Here is a 24053-nt window from a genome sequence, read left to right as displayed (position 1 = left end):
GGTGGGACCGCGGGCGGGGGTGAGGAACGGTGGCATCGACGGCGCGGGCGCGCCTGGCCCTGCTGGGACCCGTGGTGATCACGGCCGCGGACGGCTCCGACGTCCCGCTCGGCGGTCTCCGGCAGCGGGCGGTGCTCGGCTGGCTGGCGCTGCGTCACCCCCGGCCCAGCACCACGTCGGAGATCATCGACGCAGTCTGGGGCGAGGACCCTCCGGCCACCGCACGCAACACGGTGCAGGTCTACGTGTCCGCCCTCCGGAAGGCACTGCGACCGCTCGGCGCCGACGTGACCCGCACCGGGGACGCCTACCTGCTCGCCGCCGGACCGTTGGCGGTGGACGGGGTGGACTTCGAGGCCGCATGTGCCGCCGGCCGGGTGGCGCTCCGCACCGGTGAACCCGCCCGATCGGTGGACCGGCTGACCGAGGCGGTCGCTCTCTGGCGCGGCACCCCGTTCGCCGGGATGGACGACGTCCCCTACGTCGGGCCGGCCCGGGTGCCTCTGGCCTCCACCATGCTCGGCGCGCGGCTGGATCTCATCGACGCCCTGTTGCGGCTGGGGCGGGCGGAGGACGCGGTGGCATCCGGCGAACGACTGGTCGCCGACCACCCGTTCGACGAACGGGCGTGGGCGCTGCTGGCGACCGCACACCACCGGGCGGGCAGACAGTCCGCCGCCCTGGACACCCTCCGGTCTGCCCGGCGCACCCTGGCCGACGAACTCGGGCTCGACCCGGGCGCGGACCTGGTCACCCTCGAGGCGCAGATCCTCGCCGGCACGGTGCCGGAACCGGAACCGCCCGCTCCGTCGGATCCGGCGCCGGAATCGGAACCGGCTGCGACACCGAGGATCCCGCTGCCGCCGCTGCCTGCCGGCTTCACCGGGCGGTCGGAGATCCTCGACGACCTCGTCGGACGCATCGGCACCGGACAGCGGCACGTGAACCTCGTGGGCATGGGTGGGATCGGCAAGACCACACTGGCGCTGGGTCTGGCCCACCGCCTGGAGGCGGACGGCACCCGGGTCGTGGTCGCCGAACTGGACGGCGTGCTGGACGCCGAACTCGCGACCGACCGGATCGCCAGGGCGTGGGGCATCTCCGACGCCGACGATCCGCTGACGGCCATCGGCACGGCCATCGGCGACTCCCCCGCGGTGCTGATCGCCGACAACGTCGAGCAGCTCGTCGATGCCGCGCAGGTCGTCGAGTCGGTGCTCGCCGCGGCGCCCGGACTTGTCGTGGTGACCACGTCGCGCTGTGCCCTGCAGAACCGCTCCGAGTACATGCTGCCGGTGCCGCCGCTCGCGGCCGCGTCCGCGGTCGACCTGTTCCTGATGCACGTCGCCCGGGTGCGGCCGCAGTTGACCTCGGTCGACCCGGCGGTGGCGGCGGAGCTCTGCGAGTCCCTGGGCGGGATCCCGCTGGGCATCGGACTCGCCGCCGAACGGGTCCGCTCGCTGACCCCGGCACAGCTGCTGGAACGCACGAAGCGGGCGGCGGTCTCGCTGATCGACGTCACCGGCTCGACGATGCCGGCGCGCCAGCACTCCCTCCGACTGGTCATCGAGGGCGCGCTCGGCACCCTGGACCATCCCGCCCGTGAGCTGCTGCGCCGGCTCAGCGTCGTCGACGGCTGGGTGCCCCTGGAACTGGCCGAGGCGCTCGGTGCGAAGGGCGAGGATCCCGGCGATCCGCTGGACGCGCTGGACACCGCCGTCGCCGCGCAGCTGCTCGAGCTGTCCGACACCGGCCGGTACCGGCTGATCCCGCCGGTGCGCTCGCATCTGCGCGAGATCGACGGCCGGGACGAGGATCTCGACGATCTCCTGGCGGCGGTGGAGGATGTCGCCGCGACCTGCGGTCCGGCGATGGTCGGCCCGGAATCCGTGACCGCGGCGGGCACGATGGAGGACTGGCACGATGCCCTGACCTCCGTGCTGACCCGGGCAACAGGTCCGGCGGCGGAGCGGGCCGGAGCGGTCCTCCTGCTGACACACCGGTACTGGCTGCTGATGTCCCGGCTCGCCGAAGGCTGCCGGTGGAGCGAGCTGCTCGCCGATCGGGTCGGCCTCTCGGACGACATCCGGGTCCGGATGACTGTTCTCGCCGGAACCCAGGCGATCTACGTGAACCGGACCTCGGGGGCCGAGGTGCTGCGGCGCGGTCTGGCCGAGGCCGCCGCACTGGATCTCGCCCCGGACCGGGTGCTGGTCAACGGCTGGTGCTCGCTCGGCGCGGTCGCGGCGATCCAGGGCCAGGACCACCAGGAGGCGGCTCGCTGCGGGCAGCAGGCGCGGGTGCTGGCCGCTGCCTCGGGCAACGCCGAACTGATCGCGCTGGCAAGGGATTTCGTCGGGTTCGCGGCCTCGCACGCCGGCGACCGGCTCACCGCGCATGCGGTGGCGATGGAGGGCATCACCGATGCCCGGGCGTCGGGAGACCGGCACGACCTGCTCATGCTGCTGCTCGCGGCGTCGGAGGAGTTGCTGCACCTCGGCCGTACCGACGAGTCGTGGGTGCTGATCGAGGAGGCCTTCGAGCTGGCGGCCTCCTTCCCACCGGGTACACAGCTCTGCCGGGTGCTGCTCTTCCGCTCCGTCGGGCTGCTGGCCACGGACCGCTGGACCGCGGCCGTCGGGCACACCACGGAGTTGCTGGCCCTGACCGCCGAGCGGTTCCCGGATGCGTTCACCGTCGGCGACGCCCTCGGTGTGATGGCCGCGGCGACCGCCTGCCTGGGCCGGCACGAGGAGGCGGCGACCCTGTGGGGCGCCGCCGACCAGGTGCTGCGCGACATCGGCATGCAGGACGTCCGCGACCGTCAGCCCCCGGTGGTCGAGCAGTCCCGGGTGGCCACCGAGTCCGTGCTCGGCGGCGAGGCGAACGACCGCCTGCTGGCCGTCGGCGCCGCGAACCCGCAGCGACTGATCGACCGCATCCTGGCCGACCACAAGGCCTGAATCCGCGCGAATCAGCGCTGAAGAGATCCTTTCAGCGGTTCTTCAGCGCTCCCGGCGAGAGTTCAGGTCATCAGGTCCACCCCGGACCGGCCAGCCCACCAGGAGCCCGCCATGACCACCACCGCCCTGATCCAGAACGACACCGAGTCCAACAGCTCCGATGCCACGCCCGCTGTCCGGAGCCTCTCCGTCTGGCGCCGCCTGGTCGCGGTCTTCGCCCTCGTCGCGGCGATGTTCGGTGGCCTCGCCACCGTCGGTGCCGGCGATGCCCAGGCGTACACCTACAACCGGTCGGGCGTCCCGGGCACCCTCGACGCCATCGCTCCGGTCTGGGGCTCCTACACCCGAGTGGCCGGCGCGGTTGGCACCTCCGTCACCACCTCGGCGATCGTGGTGCCGCAGTACACCGCCCGCCGGTCGTCCGCGGCCGCAGGAGCGCAGACCGTCACGAAGTCTGTCAACATCTACCGCTGGACGGGTTCCGCCTGGGCGATCTACACCACGACCTCCGGGTACGGAACGATCTCCGGCGGGTACACCGGGGTCACCTTCGGATCGCAGACCTTCCCCGTTCGTCACGCCGGCTACTACCAGGTGCGGGTCGGCTTCAGCTGGGGTTCCGGCAGCCGGCACCTCGGATCCTGGGGCATCGCGTACGACCGGTCCGGTGACTACCGCTGCGACGGCACGCGCTTCTGCCTGGTCGGCGCGAACTACCTCCAGCTCTGACCCGGGGTGGGAACCGCCGATCCGGCCGAGGCCTCGGGCCCGGCCGGATCGGTGCGTCTGCACGAACTTCAGAACGTGACCACCAGCCGCCTGGGATCCTCGAGATCCCAGGCGGTTCCGGCGTCCGCCAGCGGCACCGCGCGCAGCTCCGCGGCCACCGAACCGCTCGCCACCATCCCGAGCAACTCCGGGATCGCACCGGCCACCACCCGCGGATCCACCGACCCGGCTCCGGACCCCAGCAACGTCAATCCGGACGACCGGAGCGGCGTGGCGTCGAGAGTCATGCGGGAGCCGGCCATCTCGCCCACCTGTACCCACCGCGTCCCGGTCGCGTGGTGCGTGAGTCCGGTCCGGGTGAGCAGCCCGATGACCGTCTCGGCCGGCGGTCCCCAGAGGTAGTCCAGCACCACATCGACACCCTGCTCGCCGAGAACCCCTGCCAGACGGTCGGTGTCGGACAGTGACACCGCAGTCACACCCGGCGCCGCACCGAGTTGCTCCAGCACCGCCGGATTCCGACCCACAGCCACCACCTCGCCGGCGCCCATCCCGGCCGCCAGCTGCACCGCCAGCCGGCCACTGGCCCCGGTGGCACCGAGCACCAGCAGCCGCTCCCCCGACTTCAGCGCCGCCCGGTGCACCAACGCCATCCAGACCGCGGCGAGCGGGTTCATCGTCGCCGCGACCACCACCGGGTCCGCCCCGGCCGGCAACGGGATCGACCAGCCGGCCGGGATCACCGTGCGCTCGCACAGCGTCCCCCAGGGCGCCCGCGCGAAGCCGACGTAGGCGACGGTGCCGTCGGGCAGCCGGCCGATCCCGTCCACCCCGGGCACGAAGGGCAGCTCGGCATGCGACCCGTAATGCCGACCCGCCGCGATCATCCGGACGATGGGATGCACGCCGGCAGCGAGCATCTCGACCACGATCTCGTCCGGACCGGGGTCCGGCTCCGCGAAGTCCGCCACCACCGGCGACGCCCCGACGTCCTTCACGACCAACGCGCGCATCCCATTCTCCTTAACGTCGTTCAATTGAACAACGTTAAGGAGACGCTCGACGCAGTCGGATGTCAAGAGCGACATGGCACGATGCCCCCATGGCCCTGGACCGCGAGCAGATCGTCCGGACCGCCCTCGAGCAGCTGGACGAGGTCGGTCTCGACGGTCTGACCCTGCGGGAACTGGCGACCCGGCTCGGGGTCAAGGCACCTGCGCTCTACTGGCACTTCGACTCCAAGGCCGCGCTGCTCGACGAGATGGCGACGACCATGCTGCGCGATCTGATGGCGACGGTGCCGGACGACTTCGCCCCGAGCGGGAGCGGATGGCGGGCCTTCCTCGAGGGCGCCGCGCGCGGCCTGCACGGAATGATGCGGGGACGCCGCGACGGCGCAAAGGTGTTCAGTGGCACCTACCTCACCGACGATGCATTGATAGGGAGATCCGATGTGCCGCTGGGGGTGTTGATCGACGCCGGCCTCGACCTGCGCTCGGCCACCTGGGCGTTCCACACGGTCTACTGCTTCGTCGTCGGGTTCACCATCGAGGAGCAGGCGGTGGAGCCGTCGCCCGGCAAGCGGGATGAACGGTTCGACCCGGACCGGCGCGCCGCCCGGACCGACTCCGAGCTGGCCGCGGCCGCCGGCGAGCACCTCTTCGGCGCCGCCCAACCCCGCTTCGACTTCGGCCTCGACCTGCTGCTGGACGGTCTCGCCGCCCGCATCCACGCCACGGAACGGGCCTGACCAGCCGGTTTGTCCCACCACCCGGCAGGTGGGCTATTCTGTTCCGGCACCGCAGGCAGCTGGGGTGTGCATTCCTCCGTAGCTCAATTGGCAGAGCATCCGACTGTTAATCGGACGGTTACTGGTTCGAGTCCAGTCGGGGGAGCTGACCAGTAGCACCACGAAGGCCCGGACCTGAAGTCCGGGCCTTTTTCGTGCACGGACGCGCCGGGTCCACCGAGGAGTGGTGGACCCGGCGCGCGGGGACGGGTCCGACCGGATCGGGAGACCGATCGGGGCGCCCCCGCACTGGCCGCGCACCGAACATACAGCGACCCTTCGATGAACTTCGCAGCGCGAAGGAACCCGTTACCGTCCGCGGGCATTGCGACCTGCCATCCTCGAACGGGCACCCGGGAGGGAGGAGGCCGCATGACCACGACCCACAGGCACCGCGCCCTGCTCGGTGTGGCCCTGATGGCCCTGTGCTCGGCCTGCGGCGTGGACGGCAGCGAAGCAGCCCCCATCGAGGTCTGCGGCACCACCTTCAGCCAGACCTCCGCCGTCGGCTCGGCCGCCCACGGCCCCTTCACCGAACCTGAGACCATCAGCCAGCTGCCCGACGGCACCCTCACCCTGATCCTCACCGACGACTGCTCCATCGGCGCCCGGGTCGACTTCCCCATCGCCGACGCCATCACCACCCAGGTCGCGCTCGCCACCGACGGCCTGCAAGCCGGACTGGTCATCTACCCCAGAGCCCGGAAGTTCCCGATCACCATCGACCGGGCCCCTGTCGGCACCGTCGTCATCACCGTCGATCTACCCCCGACCCAGCGACTGCGGAGCACCACCTGATCCCGCGGAAGGGGCGCGGGCGTCACCGGAGTCGGATGTCCACTTCGGCCGCGGCCCTCTCGACCATCGCAGTCAGTCGCGCCACCCAGGCGGGCATGGTGTGTCGATAGTTCGCGATGGTGAGCAGCCCCGGGCCGACGAAAGCCCAGGCACGAGCGCGGCTCCAGGTGCCGGCGTCGGCTCCCGATGCCACTCGGAACAGTTCACGGGCCGGACCGTCGAAAAGGCTCCAGGCATAGAGCATGTCCACGGAACGATCGCCGACGCCGATGCCACCGAAGTCGATCACGCCGGCGAGGGTGCCGTCGTGGTGCGTGAGCAGATTCTCCTCGGACAGGTCGGTGTGCACCCAGCAGGGCGCGTCGGTGGCGGCGGGTACATCGCGCAGGCGTCGCCATGCCTCACGGACCTTGGTCGGGTCGAACAGGTCCGCCAGTTGATCGGCTGCGTGAGCGGCCCAGCCGTCGATCAGATCGGTGACCGGCTCGCCGCAGCGGTAACCCCAGCGCTCCGGGCCGGCTGGAATATCCGTGGTGGAGACCGCGTGCAGACTCTGCAGGAAACCACCCAGGGACTCCGCCAGGAGAGCTTGCTGCGCGGCGCCCAACGCAAGTGGGAGTGTGCCGGGTAGCCACGACAGGATCGCCCATGGCCGCGGCAATGCCTTGCTCGGCGGGCCCGAAGCGACAACCTCGGGGATGGGGGCCGTGAGATGTGGCCCGAGGTAGGGCATCCAGCGGACCTCGTTCAATAGGTCCTTGACGTAGTCGTCAGAGCGGGGCAGTCGAATGGCGAGAGCCTCCCCGATCCGGAACACCCAATTGCTGCTTCCGAACGACAGGCTCGGCCGTATCGACATCTCGCCGAGATGAGGCGCATGCTCACGGAGAAGAAGAGAGATGACCTGGTTATCCGGCGGGATGTCGGCCCGAGCCGGAGGTGTGGCGCTCACACACTCACTATCGAAGGCTCCACATCCTGCACAACCGGTTTGTGGTGGGGACAGACGGGTGCACGTCGCTGACGCGAACCCAAACCTGTTACGCGAGAGAGGGATCGGGCTGCCACCTGTCGAAGACCGAGCACCGCCCCGCTTCCCGGTGGAAGCGAGGCGGTGCCGGTCAGTGATCAGGTCAGGCGCGGGTGGACGAGGAGCGTCGGCGCGACATCAGGACGATGACGACGATCACCACGATGACGACCACGACGATCAGGATGATCGCCCAGATCGGGAATCCGCTGTCACTGTCGGCGGTAGCGGCGCTGTCGGTCGCGGACGCCGACGTGGTCGCCGCGGCGGAGGACGATGCCGGCGACGAAGCCGCCGAGGATGCCGCGGAGGACGATGCCGTCGGCGCCGCGGAGGACGGGGCCGCCGAGGACGACGGTGCCGCGGAGGAGGTCTCGACGGCCTCCACCACGGTGACCGGCTCGGGGGCGGCCTCGACCGCTTCCTGGTAGGCGACGGCGCTGGCGACGAACGCCTCGTCACCGGTGGCGGCGACGTCGTAGACGCAGTCCTGCTGGGCGACCTGATCGGTCACTCCGGCACCCTCGCAGGTGGCGGTCGCTGCCTGGACGGCGGCCGGCTCGAGGTCGGCGATGGTCTGCGGTTCTTCTTCCTGGGTGGCGTTCTCGCCCTCCGGGTGCGCGGTGTCGAAGAGGGAATCCGCGGTCGGGACGCGCCAGGTGTCGCCGAAGGTTCGCAGCTGCTCGACGGTGGCCGGCGGGGTGAGCGGGTCACCGGTGCGCGGGGTCAGGTCGTTACTGGGGTCGCCGTCGAGGTTGCCGAGCAGCCCGGCGTAGGTCTGGCTGCCGCCCAGCTTGGCGACGCCGATATCGACGTACCCCTGCTGGACGACGATGCGAACGCCCGTGTCCCCGTTCGGCAGCACGATCGTGTAGTCGTTGGCCGCGCTGACGTACAGCTGCGACCCGCCCGGCAGCGTGGTGTCGGCTGTGGGCAGGTCGGTGGCCGTGCCGTTGATGGTCAGCCCGCGCTCCGGGGTGGCGGTGAAGACCAGTGTGTCACCGGCCGCGTAGACCGCGCCGGCCCCGTTGATCGAGACGCTGGGCTTCTTCGGGTAGGTGATCTGCCGGGCCTGCACGATCAGGTCACCGGAGGAGGAGCGCACGAGTTCGTAGTCCCCGACCTCCTGGAAGTCGTACTTCAGCCCGTCGGGGGTGCGAATGTGCACGTCGCCGCGGGCATTGGGCACCACGTCGGCATCCGGGGGCACCGGGGCGCTGGTCGGTGCGCTGGGGGTGGAGTCCACGACGACGGACTCGCCGTTGAGCCTGACCTCGGCGGTGATGTTGTTGCCCGGGGCGCAGTCGTCGAGTTGGGTGATCACCACACGGTTCTCGCCCGTGGTGATCTCGGAGGCCAGGTTCTTGGACGCGGACTCCCCCAGCTTGACGTAGCTGTTGTCGACCACCCGGCCGTCAGGGTTGGTGTCGTTGTAGATGGTGATCAGCGCGGCGTCGTCGACGACGCCGAAGGAGATCTCGAACTCCTTGACGGTGGTGCCGGCCGGCACGTTCACGAACGTCTGGAAGTAGGTGTAGTCCACGGCCTGCAGGCACTCGAAGTCCTTGAGGCGGGACCCGTCCCCGCCGCCGTAGGTCTTGCCGTCGTCTGCGGTCACCGAGCCGTCGAAACCGATGGTGTCCGGGTCCGGAGCCGCGCGCCAGCCCGACTCGGATGCGGCCGGGACCTTGGACTCCTCGAAGAATCCCCGGTCGCCGTTCACGCTGCTCTTGAACTGGGTCGCGCCGTGCGGCTGCGGCTCGATGAACATCTGCCACGGCGATCGGGTCAACTCGTCCGCGGGGGCCCCGGCCGATGCCATGGGCAGACCCGCGACCATCAGGGCGCCGATCGCGAGCGGGACCGCGGCCCACTTCGCCCGTGCGCGAATGCTCTTCGGTACTGACACGTGTTCTCTCTCCGGTTCTGACGTCGACGGCAGATGGCAGAAGAGACCGCGGCCGTCCCACCCCGGCATGACCCTCGAACGCAGGGCACCCCGACGTGGCCTCTTCCGTGGAGCCGGTGACAGGCTGCTTCCATCACCGCTGGTACCAGGGGCCGATCCATGGCGGCCTCACTCCCCCGGCGCAGAAGATAGCGCGTGGTTTGTCTCTTTTACATACCTTTGCGATCTCGATCGTTCCCCGGAAGGAGGAACTGCTCACCGCATCCGAGCAACTCCGAAGGGTGACGCTCCGCTCCCCTGGCTCAGAATTCCGAGCTCGGGATGACCGGCACGGTGAGCGCAGCCGGACGTTCGGGTCCCCAGTGCAGGGTCGCACGACCGCGAGGACCGCGGGCGTAGTGGGCGGGGAACTGCCCGGTCAACGGATTCGACGGCCACAGCCAACGACCGGCGATGACAAGACGGATCTCGTCACCCGAGCGGAAGCTGGTCGCCGAAGGCCCGAGGGCGACGTCGACGGGGACCACCTCTCCGGTGGTCATCGGCTGCGGGCGGTCGAACGTGTGCTCCGGACGCCCGGGACGCGACTTCTCTTCGTCGAGCTCGCGCATCGAGACCCGCTGCCACCCGGTCGTGACCCGATCGCGACCGAATCCGTACGAGCCCTCGAAGGGCACATACCTGCCGTTGCGCCACTTCTCGACGCCGACGTACAGATCGGCGTCGGTGGTGCCGTCGAGTTCGATCCAGATGCGCAGTGCCATCGCACCGGTCAGTTCCAGGTCGCGTCCGAGCGTGCGCCGGAAGGACAGTCCTTGGCGGCGCAGGTCGAAGCGCGCGGTTCCGGCGTGCGTCGACGGGTGGTCGCCCAGCCTGCCGTTGTCGAGGTACCAAGGGGTCCACAGGGTGCGGGCCAGTGGCCAGGCGTCCTCGCGGCGGACGACGGTGACGGTGTCGCGGCTGTCCCTGACCTCCAGGCGCACCGCCGGCAGGTCGGGTCGGGGTGCCCGGTCCGCAAGGAAGTGGTCGAAGAACGCGAGTTGTGCCTCCTTCGCCTCGTCGGAGTAGAAAGTGGACCACTTCCCCGATCGGTGAGTCCACGCGAAACGGTCTGTGCTGCTGACGGTTTCGAACGCACGGAAGGTGCCACGACTGTGCAGGTTGTTGTCCGAGAACGACGTGCACAGCAGCACCGGCACCTGGATGTTGCTGATGTCGCGGACGAGCGATGTCCACCAGTCGTCGCGGGTCGGATGGATGCGGGCGGCCTTCTCGAGGTTGACCGTCTCGGACGCCGTCATCAGGGCGGTCCACAACTTCAGGAAACCGTTCTCCCGGACGCCGCCGGGTCGCATCAGATCCCGGTAGGGGTCGGTGAAACCTTCCCAGGGCACGATGCACCGCAACGCGTCCGGACGTTCGGCGGCGCCGGAGTACTGGGTGATCGCCAGGTAGGAGACGCCGATCATGCCGACGGAGCCGGTGCTCCAGGGCTGCTCGGACGCCCACTGGATGATGTCGGCGACATCCCGGCCCTCCTGCGCGGACAGGAGTGTGCCGACACCTTCGGAGGTACCGGAGCCGCGGAGGTCGGCGTTGACCACCACGTAGCCGTGGTCGGTCCAGTAGGCCGGGTCCGGGGCTTCCCAACTGGTGTACTGCGAGATCCGCACCGGGGACGTCTGCCGCATCATCCGGTACTGCGGGGGCAGCCTCCAACCGTTCCGACCGCGGGCCGGCAGGTTGTCCTTGCCGTAGGGGTGCGCGCAGACGATGACCGGCCAGGGACCCGCGCCCTGCGGACGGTAGACGTTGGCGCGCAGCACGGTTCCGTCGCGGGTCGGGATCGGCAGGTCGTTGTCGACGACCACCCGGGGTGCCTCGTACACGGTGACCTGCGGCCGTCGAAGACCACGGAGTCGGGCCATGGCGTACCGCGCGGCGCCGGGTCGTCGCCAGGGTCGCTCGGGGGACATCACACTCGTCGACGGGCTGATCGGGGCATCGGCCGACCTGGTCATGTCAACTCCTCCTGGGCGTGGGGGGCGCAAAGGAGTGTTTCACCAGGGGTTCTTCCGGACGTTCGGACCCCAGACAGGTCGCGGTTCTGCCGACAAGACCCCCTTGTAACCTGGCCGGGTTCGATCACCGACCCGGGAGGCGCCGTGCTCAGCAGCCGCATGCCGGAGCTGACCGCACTGCAGGTGCTGGTCACGGTCGCCCGCTCGCCGAGCCTCAACGCGGCGGCCAAGGCTCTCGGGGTGAGCCAGCAGGCGGTCTCGGCCCGCGTCGCCGGCCTCGAGTCGTTGGTCGGTGTGCCGCTGATATTGCGCACCCGCCAGGGGATCTCCATGACGAAGGCCGGCAGCACCGTCGCGGAGTGGGCCCACCGGCTGCTGGACGTGGCGGCGGAGCTGGACTCCGGTTTGGCCACGCTGCGGGACGACGGTCAGGCCCACATCAGGATCGCCGCGAGCCTCACCATCGCCGAGCACCTGCTGCCCGGCTGGCTGGTCGGCGTCCGGTCACCCGGCCGGCCGAACCCCGAGATCCAGGTGGTGGCGACCAACAGCGACCAGGTCCTCGAACTCCTCCGCGCCGGTGAGGTCGATCTCGGTTTCGTCGAGAAGCCCGGCGTCCTCACCGATGTGCGGAGCCGGACCGTCGCGCGGGACGAACTGGTCGTCGTCGTTCCGCCCGGTCACCCCTGGACCCGGCGCGGATTCGTCCTCGACGCCCACCTGCTCGCCGACACCGCCATCGTCTCCCGGGAGACCGGGTCCGGCACCAGGGAGGCCCTGCTGCACGCACTCCGCCGGGTGGAAGGGCCGGGGTTCCGACTCCGGCCCGCGCTGATGTCGTTGTCCTCCACCACGGCGGTGCGGGCCGCGGTCGCGGCCGGCGCCGGACCGGCCGTGCTCAGCCGGCTCGCGGTGGATGAGGACGTCAGAGCCGGTCGCCTGGTCGAGATCCCCCTGCCGGGCGTTGATCTCCGGCGGGCGCTCCGAGCTGCCTGGGTTGGCGGCAGCGCGCCACCGGCAGGAGTGGCGCGCGACCTGGTCGCCCACCTCGGATCCCGTCGACCGACTGCCTGACACCGGGGTGAGTTCGTACAAGTCCGTCTTGATACAAGGTGACCTTGTCACCTCACAGGCACGCTCACGTAGCGCCGCACGGCCGGTCGCGGGCAGGGTCGAAGGGTGAGCACCCCGACCATCGCCCGCCCGCACCAGCCGGCCCGGCTCCGCGAGCGGCCCGACACCGCGCGGGTGTTCGAGCACATCACCCCGAACTGGTTCGCCGCGGTGATGGGCACGGGCATCGTCGCCAACGCAGCGGCCGGCCTCCCCTGGCATCCTGGGCCGCTGCGGGCGTTCACCCTGGCCATCTGGGTGCTGGCCGTGCTGATGCTGGCGACCATCGGCACGGCCTTCCTGCTGCACTGGCGACGGCACCCCGACAACGCTCGCGGATATGCCCGGCACCCGGTGATGGTCCAGTTCTACGGCGCCCTGCCGATGGCGATCCTCACCGTCGGGGCCGGCACCCTGCTCGTCGGCCGGGACGTCATCGGCCTGCACGCCGCCGTGGTGGTCGACCTCGCGCTGTGGACCACCGGGACGATCATCGGGCTGGGCACCAGTCTGTGGGTGCCGTTCCGGATGATCACCCGCCATGACCACGCGAAGGCCGTGGCGCTCCCCGCCTGGCTCATGCCGATCGTCCCGCCAATGGTCTCGGCATCCACCGGAGCCCTGCTGCTGCCGCACGTCCCGGCCGGGCAGGCCCGGTTGACGCTGCTCATCGCCTGCTACGCGATGTTCGGGATGAGCCTGCTGCTCGGGATGATCACGATCACGATGATCTATTCGCGACTCGTCCACGGCGGTCTGCCGGCGCTGCAGGCGGCGCCGACGGTGTGGATCACCCTCGGCATGATTGGCCAGTCCGTCACCGCGGCCAACCTCCTCGGCGCCGGTGCCGGCGACGTCCTGCCCGCTCCGTACGCCGGCGGCCTGCGAATCTTCGGCCTGGTGTTCGGGATGGTGATGGGCGGCTTCGGCGCCCTGATGTTCGCCCTGGCGATCGCGCTGACGGTGCACGCCGGGCGGCGCGGCCTGCGCTTCTCGCTCACCTGGTGGAGCTTCACCTTCCCGGTCGGTACCTGCGTCACCGGCGCATCGGCCCTCGGGACGACCGCCGGATCCACCGTCGTGCACGGGCTGGCCGTGGTGCTGTACGTCGTCCTGCTCGGCGCGTGGGCGACGGTCGCCATCATCACCGCCCGGGGCGCGTGGAGAGGTTCGCTGCCCGGGCCGGCCTGATCCGGTCCACCTCGATCCAGCTGGCACCGCCGAAGTGCAGGGTGTTGCGGCAGAGGTAGGGCGGAACCGGCAGATCGAACTGGACGTACCCGTCGGCCGGGCTCTGACGGAGCAGATCCGAACGGCTCCCGACGTCCAGTCGGAGTCGATCACCGGCCTGCAGTCGCACCGGGACCGGAGTCAGGCTGAACCGCAGGTGCACCGGCTCGCCGGGTGTCAACGCCTGACGCCTCCCGGTGTCGTGGGCGATCTCGACAGAGCTGCCCCGCCCGGGGTCCGCCGACGCCGCGGTCGGCCGGACGGCACCCATCGACAGGTGGTGCCGGATCCCTTCGGCATCGATCCTGGACAGTCGGGCGATGACGTACGAGTCGATCTCGTTGCAGCTGAACGTCAGGTCGGCGGTGACCGCACCGGCCAGCTCGGTGTCGTCCTCCACCGGTAGTTCGAAGGTCAGAAGCTGGTGCTCGATCTCATCCAGACCACCGATCACCGGCAGCCCGATCGGGATCCCGATCCAGCTGTCGCTGCCGGCCTCCGGCTCGACATCGCTCAACACGCCTCCGGACGCCAGGTACAGCCGCTGCATCCGCGCGGACGGCGGGGGGAACGTCGCCGAGGTGTCGAAGGTCTCGGCACCCTCGACCCAGAAGCGAACGGGCGCCTGTCCGTCGTAGCCGTTGTCGGTGGATCGCAGGACGTGGTCGAAGAACGCCAATGCCTCCTCCTGCCAGGAGTACACCGGGAGCAGGTACTCCGCGGGCCCGAGGATCATCCATTTCCGGTCCGCCGGGGTCCCGGCCTTTTCGAAGAGTTCGTAGCTGCCGAACTGGTGCAGGTTGAAGTAACCCAGGTTCTGCACCACCACGAAGGGCACATCGATGTGGCCGAGATGGTCACCGACACCTTCGGCCACCAGACCCGCCTCCCTCGTCTTCGCGTCGAACACCCAGTCCACGAAGGTGCGCCGCACCGACTCGACCGGCGTGGCCGACATGAAGTGGGTGAAGAGGTCGTCGACCTTGCGGTGCACCACCTTCTCCAGCAGCGGGTGCATCGGGCCGTTGGTGAGATGGCTGAGCAGCGCACGCTTCTGCGGGCTGACCCGCAGATCCTGCATCTTCTCGGTGAAGTTGGCCCCCATCCACAGATCCATGAAGTAGAGCCCGGGCACTCCGCCGAAGTTGATGATGTGCCGGTACGGATCGGTGCAGATCTCGTTGGCGAAGAATGCCTTCAGCGCCGGTGGACGACGTGCGGCGACCATCGGCTGGGTCATGCCGTAGTAGGAGGTGCCGAACAGCACCACCTCGCCGTTGCACCACGGCTGACCGGCCGCCCAGGCGATCACCGCCTCGTGGTCGTCGATGTCCTGCACCCCGAAGAACGGGCCCTGCTCGCCACCGGAGCGGCCCATGCCGCGGCGCTCGACGATCACCGGGCAGTACCCCCGGTCGGTGAACACCGGTGGGGAACCGATCTCGTTGCTGCCGGTCGGTGCACCGGCGGTGTGCAGCTCCGTCGAGTACGCGCCGAACGACACCACCGCCGGGTAGCGCCCGTCGACCTTCGGCACGTACACGTCCGCATGCAGTGTGATGTCACCGTCCACCGGGATACGTTGATCGGCAAGCGTTCTGCTTCCGAGTCCGGACATGGCCACGCTGTCGGGGGTCCACCCCGCGTACTGGCGGCCGGCGGTGGAGGGCTTGAGTCGGATCACGTCGGGTCCTTGTCCGTCTGTCGGGAAGGGAAGGAGTGCACGAGTCGGTGGAGAAGCAGGATGGTGGTGCGTTCGTCGCCTGCGCCGTTGGCCAGGGCGACGACGGCCAACCCGGTCGAGGTGGTCTGCAGGAGCGCGATCGCCTCGGCCGAGACCTCGGCACCTGCGGCCGACAGCAGATCGGCGGCGATCGGTCCGATACCGGCGGCGAGGGCCCCGAAGTGCGACCGCAGCTCGGGCGTGGTGTCCGCGATCTGGGTGAGCGCGAGCAGTACCCGGGTCTGCCCGGGATCGAGCAGCACAGAGACCAGCACGCCGATCTTCTCCTCGACCGTCGGCGCCGAGAGCATCCGGGCGAGAGCCCCGATCCGTCGCTCCACGGCCGACGCAGCCACGGCCGCCACCAGGTCGTCCCGCGTCGGGAAGTAGTACGTGATGTGGCTCTGCCGCAGCCCGATCCGCCGGGCCACCCGGGGCTGGGTCAACCCGGCAAGGCCGTCCTGCTGCACCAGTTCGACGGACGCTGCGACGATGTCGGAGCGCTTGTCCGTCATGCACTCCCCTTTGGCTCGCTCTCTGGTTGGTCGACCTACCAAGGCTGCAGGATGTCCTCTGCACCTGTCAAGGAGTCAGCCGGATGTCGCCCTCCGCAACGGGTGGTCACATCGGCCCGGCGGTACGCACGGTGTTGGATGGCGCAATGACATCAACAGAGCTGCAGGTCGACCACCGCGACGACTATTCGGTGTACCAGACCTCGACCTTCGCAGCGCTTCTCGCCGGGATCTACGACGGAGACGTCACCGTCGAGCAGTTGCTGCGGCACGGCGACTTCGGGCTGGGCACCTTCAACCATCTCGACGGCGAGATGGTGGTCCTCGACGGCGTCTGCCATCACCTGCGCAGCGACGGCACGGTCACCCCGGCCGACGGCGCCGCGCACACGCCGTTCGCCGCCGTCACCCGCTTCCACGATCGGATTGCCTTCGACGTCACCGGGCCGATGACCCTCGACGCCCTGGAGGCGCGGATCGATGCCGCCTCCGGCGGCGAGAACGCTTCTGTCGCGGTCCGTGTCGACGGCACCTTCACCGCGGTCCGCACCCGGACCGTCAGCGAGCAGCACCAGCCGTACGTGCCGTTCGTCGAGGTCACCGCGCACCAGACGGAGTCGTCGTTGACGGCGACCACCGGCACCGTCGTCGGCTTCCGGACCCCGAAGTTCGAGGCCGGCATCTCGGTGGTCGGTTACCACCTGCACTACGTCGACGACGCCCGGGCCCGCGGTGGCCACGTCCTCGACCTGGTGCTCTCGGAGGGTCGGGTGTCGATCTCCCCCATCACCCAACTGCACCTGATCCTGCCGGAGTCCGCCGACTTCCTCTCCGCCGACCTGCATCTGGACCGGCTGGAGCAGGAACAGCGACAGACCGAAGGCTGATCAGGTTGGGTCTGCCCGGGTCAGCCCGGGTCGCGTTCGACGGGCATCCACAGCTCGGTGGTCGCAGTACTGAAGTCGTCGGCCCGCTCGAGCACGGCGACGATCGACGGTCCCGGGCGCAGTCGCCACGGGTTCGACGGGAACCAGTCGGTGGCCGTGGCCGCCCAGGTCCGCTGCAACGCGTCCGGGTAGGCCCCGGTGGCGCGGAACACGGCCCAGGATCCGGCGGGGACCTCGATCACATCGAGATCCTCCGGTAGCACGGAGTTCCCGCTGACGGCTGCGCCGTGCAGGTAGGTGAGACTGGTGCCCTCGGTGTAATCGGGGTCGACGTCGGCGGTCACCTGCAGCAGGCCACCGGGCTCGGTGTCACTGCAGTCCTTGAGCCGCTGATGCTCGCCGGCGGGCAGGGCGGCGACGAAAGCTGCGATGTGCGGGTTGACGCCGTGGTGGATCAGCGGGACGCGGGTCGCGTGACCCACCAGCCGGAACGAGGGTCGGTCGGTGATACGGGTGTCCATGGGGTCGCTCCCTTCGACGGTCAGGCGGAACCTGAGCCTCGGTTGTGAACGAAGGGGGCCGCCGTGACGCTGCACCTCGGCCGGCGTGCTGCCGTGCACCATCCGGAACGCCCGACCGAACGCCTCGGTCGAGCCGTACCCGTACCGGACTGCGATGTCCAACAGACCGTCGCCGGCCACGACATCCGCTGCGGCGACGGTCATCCGGCGCCGACGCACGTACTCCGTCACAGGCATGCCGGCCAGCGACGAGAACATCCGCCGGAGGTGGTACTCGGTCGTGCCGACGCCGGCAGCGACCTCATCGACCTTGATGTCCTCGCCGAGTTGCGTCTCGACGGCGTCGACCAGACGGTTCAGTGCTGCGATCACGGTGCCTCCTTCGTGATCCACCTTGCCGGTCCGGCCCGGGTCCGCGCCCGATCATTCCGGACCGGAACGATCGGGAGTCAGGGGCGCAGCATCACCTTGCCGGCCGTGCGCCGCCCCTCCAGTTCGCGATACGCCTGGGCGACATCGTTCAGTGCGAATTCCGCTCCGATGCTCACGGGCACGGTCGCGTCGGCGACCCAGCCGAACACCTCGGCGGCGCGTCGACGCAGTTCGTCGGTGGTCCCGGCGTAGTGGGCGATGGTCGGGCGGGTCACGTACAGCGACCCGCCGGAGTTCAGCCGCGGGATCTCCAGCGGCGGTGTCGGCCCGCCGGCCGTGCCGTAGGCGACCAGGACGCCACGCTGCCGCAGGCTCGCCAGGCTCGCGTCGAAGGTAGGGCCGCCGACCCCGTCGTAGACGACGGCCACACCGGCACCTCCGGTGACATCCTTGACCCGGTCGGCGATGTCCTGGTAGCCGAACACGTGTGATGCCCCGGCTGCTGTCGCGGCGGCCTCCTTGGCCGGCGTCGACACCGTGCCGATCACCGTTCCGCCGCGGTGCACGGCGATCCGGGTCAGCAGTTGACCGACACCACCGGCCGCGGCGTGCACCAGCACCGGGTCGCCGGGTGCGACCGGGTAGGTGTCGGTCGCCAGATAGTGCGCGGTGATCCCCTGCATCAGGACGGCGACGGCCTGGTCGTCGGTGATCCCGTCCGGCACGGCCACCGCGCGGCCGGCCTCCACCGTCGCGAACTCGGCGTGACTGCCGCTGCCCCCGCTGAACCAGCCGACCCGGTCACCGACGGCGAAATCCTGCACGTCCGGACCGAGTTCCTCGACGACCCCGACACCTTCCACACCGAGGGTGAACGGCGTGGGCCGCGGTACCGCTCCCGTGCGCTGGTAGACGTCCATGTAGTTGATGCCCGCGACCGTGACCCGGACCAGGAGTTGCCCGGGACCTGCGGTCGGGGTGCCGATCTCGGAGACCTGAAGGATCTCCGGACCACCGGTGGCGGGGACGACGACAGCGCGCATGATGGTGCTTCCTCTCCTGGGGCCGGGGCGACGGCGCCACCGGCTCGACCCCACAGTGCCGCGGACCATCTGCGCGGAGAAGAGCCACATCGACACAGGGGGCTGTGCAGATCTGCACGTCAGCGGGATCTCGATACCTGCCTCCCCTGGCACCGCCGGCCCGATCGGACCGGGGCCATGGTCAGGCGCAGCAGTTGCACCCGCCCGAGCAACTGTGCGACTCCTCCGTGCGGGTCGCGGTCAGACCGACCGGCGCGCAGCAGTTGTCGCCGCGCCACGCCTCCCGTCCCTCCTTCAGGGCGACGGCAGCGATCACCAGGGCGGCGACCGGGTCGGCCCAGGTCCACCCCCACAGCGAGTTGACGGCCAGACCGACCAGCAACACACCGGAAAGGTAGGTGCACAGCAGGGTCTGCTTGGAGTCCGCGACCGCCGAGCGTGACCCGAGCTCACGCCCGGTCCGCCGCTGCCCGTACGACAGGAACGGCATGATCACCAGGCTGAGCCCGGCCAGCACCAGTCCGACGGTGGAGTGCTCCGCCTCGGAACCGCGGGTCAGGGCGAGAACGGAGTCGACGGAGACGTAGGCGGCCAGCGCGAAGAAGGACACCGCAATGATCTTCAGAGCCACCTTCTCCCGGGCCTCGGGATCGCGCCCGGCGAACTGCCAGGCGACCGCCGCCGCCGAGCCCACTTCGATGATCGAGTCCAGGCCGAACCCGATCAGGGCGCCCGAGGACGCGATCGTGCCGGCCGTGATCGCCACCACCGCCTCGATGACGTTGTAGGCGATGGTGGCCGCGACGAACAGGCGGATCCTGCGGTGCAGCAGCGCCCGGCGAGCGGACGATGCGCCGAGCTCCAGGTTGAGCGGGACCATGTCAGCAGCAACCGTTCTCGTTCGACGCGTCGCAGTGCTCCGGGTCCACGGCCAGCACGACACTCATCAGGTCGCCCAACGCATGACCCAGGCGTGCGTCGGCCAGTTCGTAACGGGTCCGCCGCCCCTCCGGCACGGTGACCACCAGCCCACAGCCCCGCAGGCACGAGAGGTGGTTCGACAACGATTGCCGGGACACCCCGAGCAGGTCCGCCAGATCGGAGGGATAGAAGGGACTCTCACTTAGGGCGAGCATCACCCGGGCGCGGGTCGGGTCGGACAACGCGTGACCGAATCGAGCGAGCACCGAGCCGTGGGTCACCGTCTCCATAGCGCCGACGGTACACCGCTTGCTGTATTCAGCAAAGAGTGAACTATGTGCCAACTCATGGGCGTCGTGCGTCACAGATTCTGAACATCCGATGCCTTTTTTGGGCCAGGGGATGTTCAGAATCGGAGAGGTTCTCGGGCTCCTGGCCCGCCTCGGCATCAACCCCGGCATCGACGGTCTGCCGGTGTGGGGCCGCCCCGCGACCCGCGACCCGCGACCTCCGGCATCAGGATCTCGTCAAGATCCGCTCCCCCGGCGTCAAGAGTCTGTCAACCAACCGGAAACAGGCGGTCCGCACTCCTACCGTCGCGATGTCCGATTCGAAAGGCCCGGAGGTCCGGGGCCTGACCCGTGGAGCGTGGAATGACCGTCGTCGCCGCCGTGGTCGCGGTGCTGCTGCTGGGTTACCTGGTGGTCGCCCTCGTCCGTCCGGAGAAGTTCTGATGACCGGGTGGTGGGCCGCCGCGACAACGATCGCGGTGCTGGTCCTGGCCCTCGCCATCGTGCACGTTCCGCTGGGCGAGTACATGGCCCGGGTGTTGACACCCGGGAAGCACAGTCGCGCCGAACGCGGCGTCTACCGCATGCTGCGCATCGACCCGAGGGCCGATCGGCGCTGGGTGGTCTACGCGCTGTCCGTCGTGATGTTCAGCATCGTCTCGATCGCTCTGCTGTGGCTGCTGCTCTCGATCCAGAGCGCGCTGCCGTATGCCAACGACACCCCCGACATGCCGCTCGCCCAGGGCTGGAACACCGCGGTCAGTTTTGTGACGAACACGAACTGGCAGTCCTACGCCGGCGAGTCCGCCCTGGGCTACACCATCCAGGCCATCGGTCTGACGGTGCAGAACTTCCTGTCCGCCTCCGTCGGCATCGCCGTGGTGGCCGCCCTGATCCGGGGCCTGTCCCGCTCCGGCACCGATCGCCTGGGCAACTTCTGGGTCGACATGACCCGACTGGTACTGCGTCTCGTGCTGCCGCTGTCGTTCCTGGCGGCGATCGTCATGGTGATCTCCGGCGTCGTGCAGAACCTCAACGTCCCGGAGACCGTCACCACCCTCGCCGGCGGCCGGCAGACCATCCCGGGCGGTCTTGTCGCCTCGCAGGAGGCGATCAAGGAGCTCGGCACCAACGGCGGCGGCTTCTACAACGCCAACTCCGCGCACCCCTTCGAGAACCCGAACCCGTTCACCAACATCTTCCAGATCTTCCTGATGCTGGCGATCCCGTTCTCGCTGCCGCGCACCTTCGGCCGGATGGTCGGATCGCTCAAGCAGGGCTATGCCGTGGTCGCGGCCATGGCCGTGCTGTGGACCGGAGCCCTGGTCACCGCGCTGATCTCCGAGAACGCCCACGCCGGTGCCGCTCTCGACGCCGCAGGCGCAGCCATGGAGGGCAAGGAGACCCGGTTCGGGATCCCCTCGTCGGTGCTCTTCGCCGTGACCACCACCGCGACCTCCACCGGCGCCGTCAACTCCATGCACTCGTCGATGACCGGGATCGGCGGCGGTGTGACGATCCTGAACATGCTGCTCGGCGAGATCTCCCCCGGTGGAACCGGTTCCGGGCTCTACGGCATGCTCGTGCTGGCGATCGTCACGGTGTTCGTCGCGGGCCTGATGGTCGGCCGTACACCGACCTACCTGGGCAAGCAGATCGGCGGCCGGCAGATGACCTTCGTCGCCGGGTACATCCTGACCACCCCGGCCATCGTGCTGCTGGGCATCGGGTCGGCGCTGCTCGTGCCCTCGGCCAGGGAGGCCGTCCTCAACGGCGGGCCGCACGCCCTCTCCGAGATCACCTATGCCTTCGCCTCCGCCGCCAACAACAACGGTTCGGCCTTCGCCGGCCTGTCAGCGAACAGCGACTTCTACAACATCGTCCTCGGGTTCGCCATGCTGCTCGGCCGTCTGGTGCCGATCGTGCTGGTGCTCGGTCTCGCCGGAAGCCTGGCGCGGCAACGGGTCCGACCCGACGACGCGGGCACGCTGCCCACCCACCGGCCACTGTTCGTCGGCATGCTCGTCGCCGTCGTGATCCTCGTCGCTGGCCTCACCTACCTCCCCGCCCTCGCGCTGGGCCCGATCGCCGAAGGACTGTCCGCATGACCGCCCCCGTGTTGACCGATCGGTCGGTCCCGCCGACCGAGACGGGTCTGCCGCCGTCCAGGATCAGCGCCGGGGTGTTCTCCCCGCGCAGTCTGATCACCGCGCTGCCGAACGCGCTGCGCGGGCTCGATCCCCGGCGCATGGTGAAGAACCCGGTCATGTTCGTGGTGGAGATCGGATCCGTGCTCAGCACCATCCTGTGCTTCACCGAGTTCTCCGGATTCGTGCTGGCGGTGACCATCTGGCTCTGGCTGACCGTGATCTTCGCCAACCTCGCCGACGCCGTCGCCGAGGGCCGGGGCAAGGCCCAGGCCGCCAGCCTGCGCGCCGGCCGGGCGACCGCGACCGCCCGCAAGCTGGACCGCGACGGCCGCGAGATCTCGGTCCCCGCCGGCGATCTGCGCAAGGGTGATCGCGTGGTCTGCGAGGCAGGCGATGTGATCCCCGGTGACGGCGATGTCGTCGAAGGTGTTGCCGCGGTGGACGAGTCGGCCATCACCGGCGAGTCCGCCCCGGTGGTGCGCGAGTCCGGCGGCGACCGGTCCTCGGTCACCGGTGGCACCCGGGTGCTGTCCGACCGGATCGTGGTGGAGATCCGCAACGAGCCGGGCGACTCGTTCGTCGACCGGATGATCGCGCTGGTCGAGGGCTCGCAGCGGCAGAAGACGCCGAACGAGATCGCACTGAACGTGCTGCTGGCCTCGCTGACCATCGTGTTCCTGCTGGTCACCATCGCGCTGCAGCCGATGGCAGACTTCTCGGGCGCCCCCCAGTCGATCGTGGTCCTGGTGGCCCTGCTGGTGTGTCTGATCCCGACCACCATCGGCGCTCTGGTCTCCGCGATCGGCGTGGCCGGCATGGACCGCCTGGTGCAGCGCAACGTCCTGGCGATGAGCGGCCGGGCCGTCGAGGCCGCGGGCGACGTCTCCACCCTGCTGCTGGACAAGACCGGGACCATCACCTTCGGCAACCGGCGGGCGGACCGCTTCCTCCCGGCCCCGGGTGTCGACGGCAACGACCTGGCGAAGGCCGTGCTCGCCGCCAGCCTGGCCGACGAGACGCCGGAAGGTCGCTCGATCGTCGAACTGTGCGCCGAGCGCTACGGCCTGGATGCCGCCGCACCCGTGGCCGGCGAGGTCGTCGAGTTCTCCGCCCGCACCCGGATGAGCGGCATCGACCTGCCGGACGGCTCCGAACTGCGCAAGGGCGCGGTGACTGCGGTCGCCGAGTGGGTGCGCAGCCACGGCGACGAGCTCCCGACGGAGAGCCAGAACGACGCCGACGCGATCGCCGCCGACGGTGGCACCGCGCTGCTGCTGGCCCGCACGGCGAAGGGGCGCGCCGAGGTGCTCGGCGTCATCCACCTCAAGGACGTCGTGAAGCCCGGCATCGCCGAGAAGTTCTCGGAGCTGCGCACCATGGGCATCCGCACCGTGATGATCACCGGCGACTCCGCGCTCACCGCCCGGACCATCGCCAAGGAAGCCGGCGTCGACGACTTCCTCGCCGAGGCCACGCCGGAGGACAAGCTGGCGTACATCCGCAAGCAGCAGGAGGGTGGCCGGATCGTCGCCATGACCGGTGACGGCACCAACGACGCCCCGGCGCTCGCCCAGGCCGACGTCGGCGTGGCAATGAACACCGGCACGGCCGCGGCGAAGGAGGCCGGCAACATGGTCGACCTCGACTCGTCGCCGACCAAGCTCATCGAGATCGTGGAGATCGGCAAGCAGTTGCTGATCACCCGCGGTGCGCTGACCACCTTCTCGATCGCCAACGACGTCGCCAAGTACTTCGCGATCCTGCCGGCGATGTTCATGGTGGCCTACCCCGGCCTGTCGGCGCTCAACATCATGGGCCTGTCCTCGCCGCAGTCGGCGATCATCTCGGCGGTCATCTTCAACGCCCTGGTCATCGTGGCGCTGATCCCGCTCGCCATCCGTGGCGTCCGGTACCGGCCCACGAGCGCCTCGAAGCTGTTGTCCCGCAACCTCTTCATCTACGGGCTCGGCGGTCTGGTGGTGCCGTTCGTCGGCATCAAGATCATCGACCTGCTGGTGAGCCTCATCCCCGGAGTGGCCTGACCATGAC

General features: G+C 69.7%; 20 protein-coding genes and 1 tRNA gene. 11 read left to right on the top strand and 10 right to left on the bottom strand.

The features are described 5' to 3' along the window. The first annotated feature begins 29 nt into the window (after positions 1–29). Together GIS00_RS06445 and GIS00_RS06440 are read left to right on the top strand one after the other, a co-directional pair. Positions 30–2963 (top strand): AfsR/SARP family transcriptional regulator, encoded by a 2934-nt coding sequence (locus GIS00_RS06445; RefSeq protein WP_154767408.1) that lies wholly within the window; start codon positions 30–32, stop codon positions 2961–2963. A gap of 111 nt (positions 2964–3074) precedes the next feature. Next, positions 3075–3692: a hypothetical protein gene (locus GIS00_RS06440; RefSeq protein ID WP_154767407.1), complete on the top strand. Its 618-nt coding sequence runs from the start codon at positions 3075–3077 to the stop codon at positions 3690–3692. A gap of 68 nt (positions 3693–3760) precedes the next feature. Here the strand turns inward: GIS00_RS06440 and GIS00_RS06435 are convergent, their stop codons facing one another. After that, positions 3761–4705: a quinone oxidoreductase family protein gene (locus GIS00_RS06435; RefSeq protein WP_154767406.1), complete on the bottom strand. Its 945-nt coding sequence runs from the start codon at positions 4703–4705 to the stop codon at positions 3761–3763. 89 nt (positions 4706–4794) lie between these two features. Here GIS00_RS06435 and GIS00_RS06430 point away from each other — a divergent pair, with 89 nt between their 5' ends. The 3 genes from GIS00_RS06430 (at position 4795) to GIS00_RS06420 (ending at position 6279) form a co-directional block, all read left to right on the top strand. Then, positions 4795–5442, top strand: coding sequence for a TetR/AcrR family transcriptional regulator C-terminal domain-containing protein (locus GIS00_RS06430; protein WP_154767405.1), 648 nt, complete (start codon positions 4795–4797; stop codon positions 5440–5442). Between the two features lie 72 nt (positions 5443–5514). Next, positions 5515–5587: transfer RNA gene (locus GIS00_RS06425), tRNA-Asn, on the top strand. A 266-nt stretch (positions 5588–5853) separates the two neighbouring features. Beyond that, the gene (locus tag GIS00_RS06420; RefSeq protein ID WP_154767404.1) at positions 5854–6279 is read left to right on the top strand and encodes a hypothetical protein; all 426 of its coding nucleotides are present in this window, start codon (positions 5854–5856) and stop codon (positions 6277–6279) included. 22 nt (positions 6280–6301) lie between these two features. On the opposite strand, the gene GIS00_RS06415 is transcribed toward GIS00_RS06420, so the two are convergent. The 3 genes from GIS00_RS06415 to GIS00_RS06405 all read right to left on the bottom strand — a co-directional run bounded on the left by GIS00_RS06415 (position 6302) and on the right by GIS00_RS06405 (position 11239). After that, positions 6302–7231 (bottom strand): aminoglycoside phosphotransferase family protein, encoded by a 930-nt coding sequence (locus GIS00_RS06415; RefSeq protein WP_322097592.1) that lies wholly within the window; start codon positions 7229–7231, stop codon positions 6302–6304. Positions 7232–7412: 181 nt separating this feature from the next. Next, positions 7413–9218 carry a VWD domain-containing protein gene (locus GIS00_RS06410; RefSeq protein ID WP_196073146.1) on the bottom strand — a complete coding sequence of 602 codons (1806 nt, stop codon included), beginning with the start codon at positions 9216–9218 and terminating at the stop codon, positions 7413–7415. 302 nt (positions 9219–9520) lie between these two features. Further along, on the bottom strand, positions 9521–11239 hold the full coding sequence (locus tag GIS00_RS06405) for a CocE/NonD family hydrolase (protein ID WP_154767402.1): 1719 nt from the start codon (positions 11237–11239) through the stop codon (positions 9521–9523). A 144-nt stretch (positions 11240–11383) separates the two neighbouring features. Between GIS00_RS06405 and GIS00_RS06400 the strand changes: the two genes are divergently transcribed. After that, positions 11384–12313, top strand: coding sequence for a LysR substrate-binding domain-containing protein (locus tag GIS00_RS06400; RefSeq protein WP_322097591.1), 930 nt, complete (start codon positions 11384–11386; stop codon positions 12311–12313). Between the two features lie 105 nt (positions 12314–12418). Beyond that, entirely contained in the window at positions 12419–13543 is a 1125-nt protein-coding gene (locus GIS00_RS06395; protein WP_322097589.1) for a TDT family transporter, read from the top strand. On the opposite strand, the gene GIS00_RS06390 is transcribed toward GIS00_RS06395, so the two are convergent. Both GIS00_RS06390 and GIS00_RS06385 read right to left on the bottom strand, forming a co-directional pair. After that, positions 13497–15155, bottom strand: coding sequence for a CocE/NonD family hydrolase (locus GIS00_RS06390; protein WP_322097588.1), 1659 nt, complete (start codon positions 15153–15155; stop codon positions 13497–13499). The genes GIS00_RS06395 and GIS00_RS06390 overlap by 47 nt on opposite strands. A gap of 107 nt (positions 15156–15262) precedes the next feature. Then, the gene (locus GIS00_RS06385) at positions 15263–15820 is read right to left on the bottom strand and encodes a TetR/AcrR family transcriptional regulator (protein WP_154767401.1); all 558 of its coding nucleotides are present in this window, start codon (positions 15818–15820) and stop codon (positions 15263–15265) included. A gap of 146 nt (positions 15821–15966) precedes the next feature. Here GIS00_RS06385 and budA point away from each other — a divergent pair, with 146 nt between their 5' ends. Further along, complete coding sequence (budA, locus tag GIS00_RS06380) at positions 15967–16707, top strand: acetolactate decarboxylase (RefSeq protein ID WP_196073145.1); 741 nt, start codon at positions 15967–15969, stop codon at positions 16705–16707. 20 nt (positions 16708–16727) lie between these two features. Here budA and GIS00_RS06375 read toward each other — a convergent pair whose 3' ends face one another. From GIS00_RS06375 to GIS00_RS06360, 4 genes are all read right to left on the bottom strand, one after another. After that, complete coding sequence (locus GIS00_RS06375) at positions 16728–17600, bottom strand: AraC family transcriptional regulator (RefSeq protein WP_322097587.1); 873 nt, start codon at positions 17598–17600, stop codon at positions 16728–16730. 77 nt (positions 17601–17677) lie between these two features. Continuing rightward, positions 17678–18643 (bottom strand): quinone oxidoreductase family protein, encoded by a 966-nt coding sequence (locus tag GIS00_RS06370; RefSeq protein WP_154767399.1) that lies wholly within the window; start codon positions 18641–18643, stop codon positions 17678–17680. A gap of 181 nt (positions 18644–18824) precedes the next feature. Next, positions 18825–19523 carry a cation transporter gene (locus GIS00_RS06365; protein ID WP_154767398.1) on the bottom strand — a complete coding sequence of 233 codons (699 nt, stop codon included), beginning with the start codon at positions 19521–19523 and terminating at the stop codon, positions 18825–18827. A 1-nt stretch (position 19524) separates the two neighbouring features. Next, the gene (locus GIS00_RS06360; RefSeq protein ID WP_154767397.1) at positions 19525–19854 is read right to left on the bottom strand and encodes an ArsR/SmtB family transcription factor; all 330 of its coding nucleotides are present in this window, start codon (positions 19852–19854) and stop codon (positions 19525–19527) included. A 351-nt stretch (positions 19855–20205) separates the two neighbouring features. Between GIS00_RS06360 and kdpF the strand changes: the two genes are divergently transcribed. Genes kdpF through kdpB form a run of 3 tightly spaced genes read left to right on the top strand, consistent with a single transcriptional unit; the run spans position 20206 to position 24046 of the window. Then, a complete protein-coding gene (gene kdpF, locus GIS00_RS06355; RefSeq protein ID WP_322097586.1) occupies positions 20206–20298 on the top strand; it encodes a K(+)-transporting ATPase subunit F in 93 nt (30 codons plus the stop codon). Beyond that, entirely contained in the window at positions 20298–21962 is a 1665-nt protein-coding gene (kdpA, locus tag GIS00_RS06350; protein WP_154767396.1) for a potassium-transporting ATPase subunit KdpA, read from the top strand. The genes kdpF and kdpA overlap by 1 nt, the downstream gene beginning before the upstream one ends. Next, positions 21959–24046, top strand: coding sequence for a potassium-transporting ATPase subunit KdpB (gene kdpB, locus GIS00_RS06345; RefSeq protein WP_154767395.1), 2088 nt, complete (start codon positions 21959–21961; stop codon positions 24044–24046). The genes kdpA and kdpB overlap by 4 nt, the downstream gene beginning before the upstream one ends. Positions 24047–24053: the final 7 nt, after the last annotated feature.

The sequence above is a fragment of the Nakamurella alba genome (genome assembly GCF_009707545.1).
In the GTDB taxonomy this organism is placed as follows: domain Bacteria; phylum Actinomycetota; class Actinomycetes; order Mycobacteriales; family Nakamurellaceae; genus Nakamurella; species Nakamurella alba.
The sequence above is the reverse complement of the archived record's forward strand: the minus strand, read 5'-3'. Positions and strand labels throughout refer to the sequence as shown.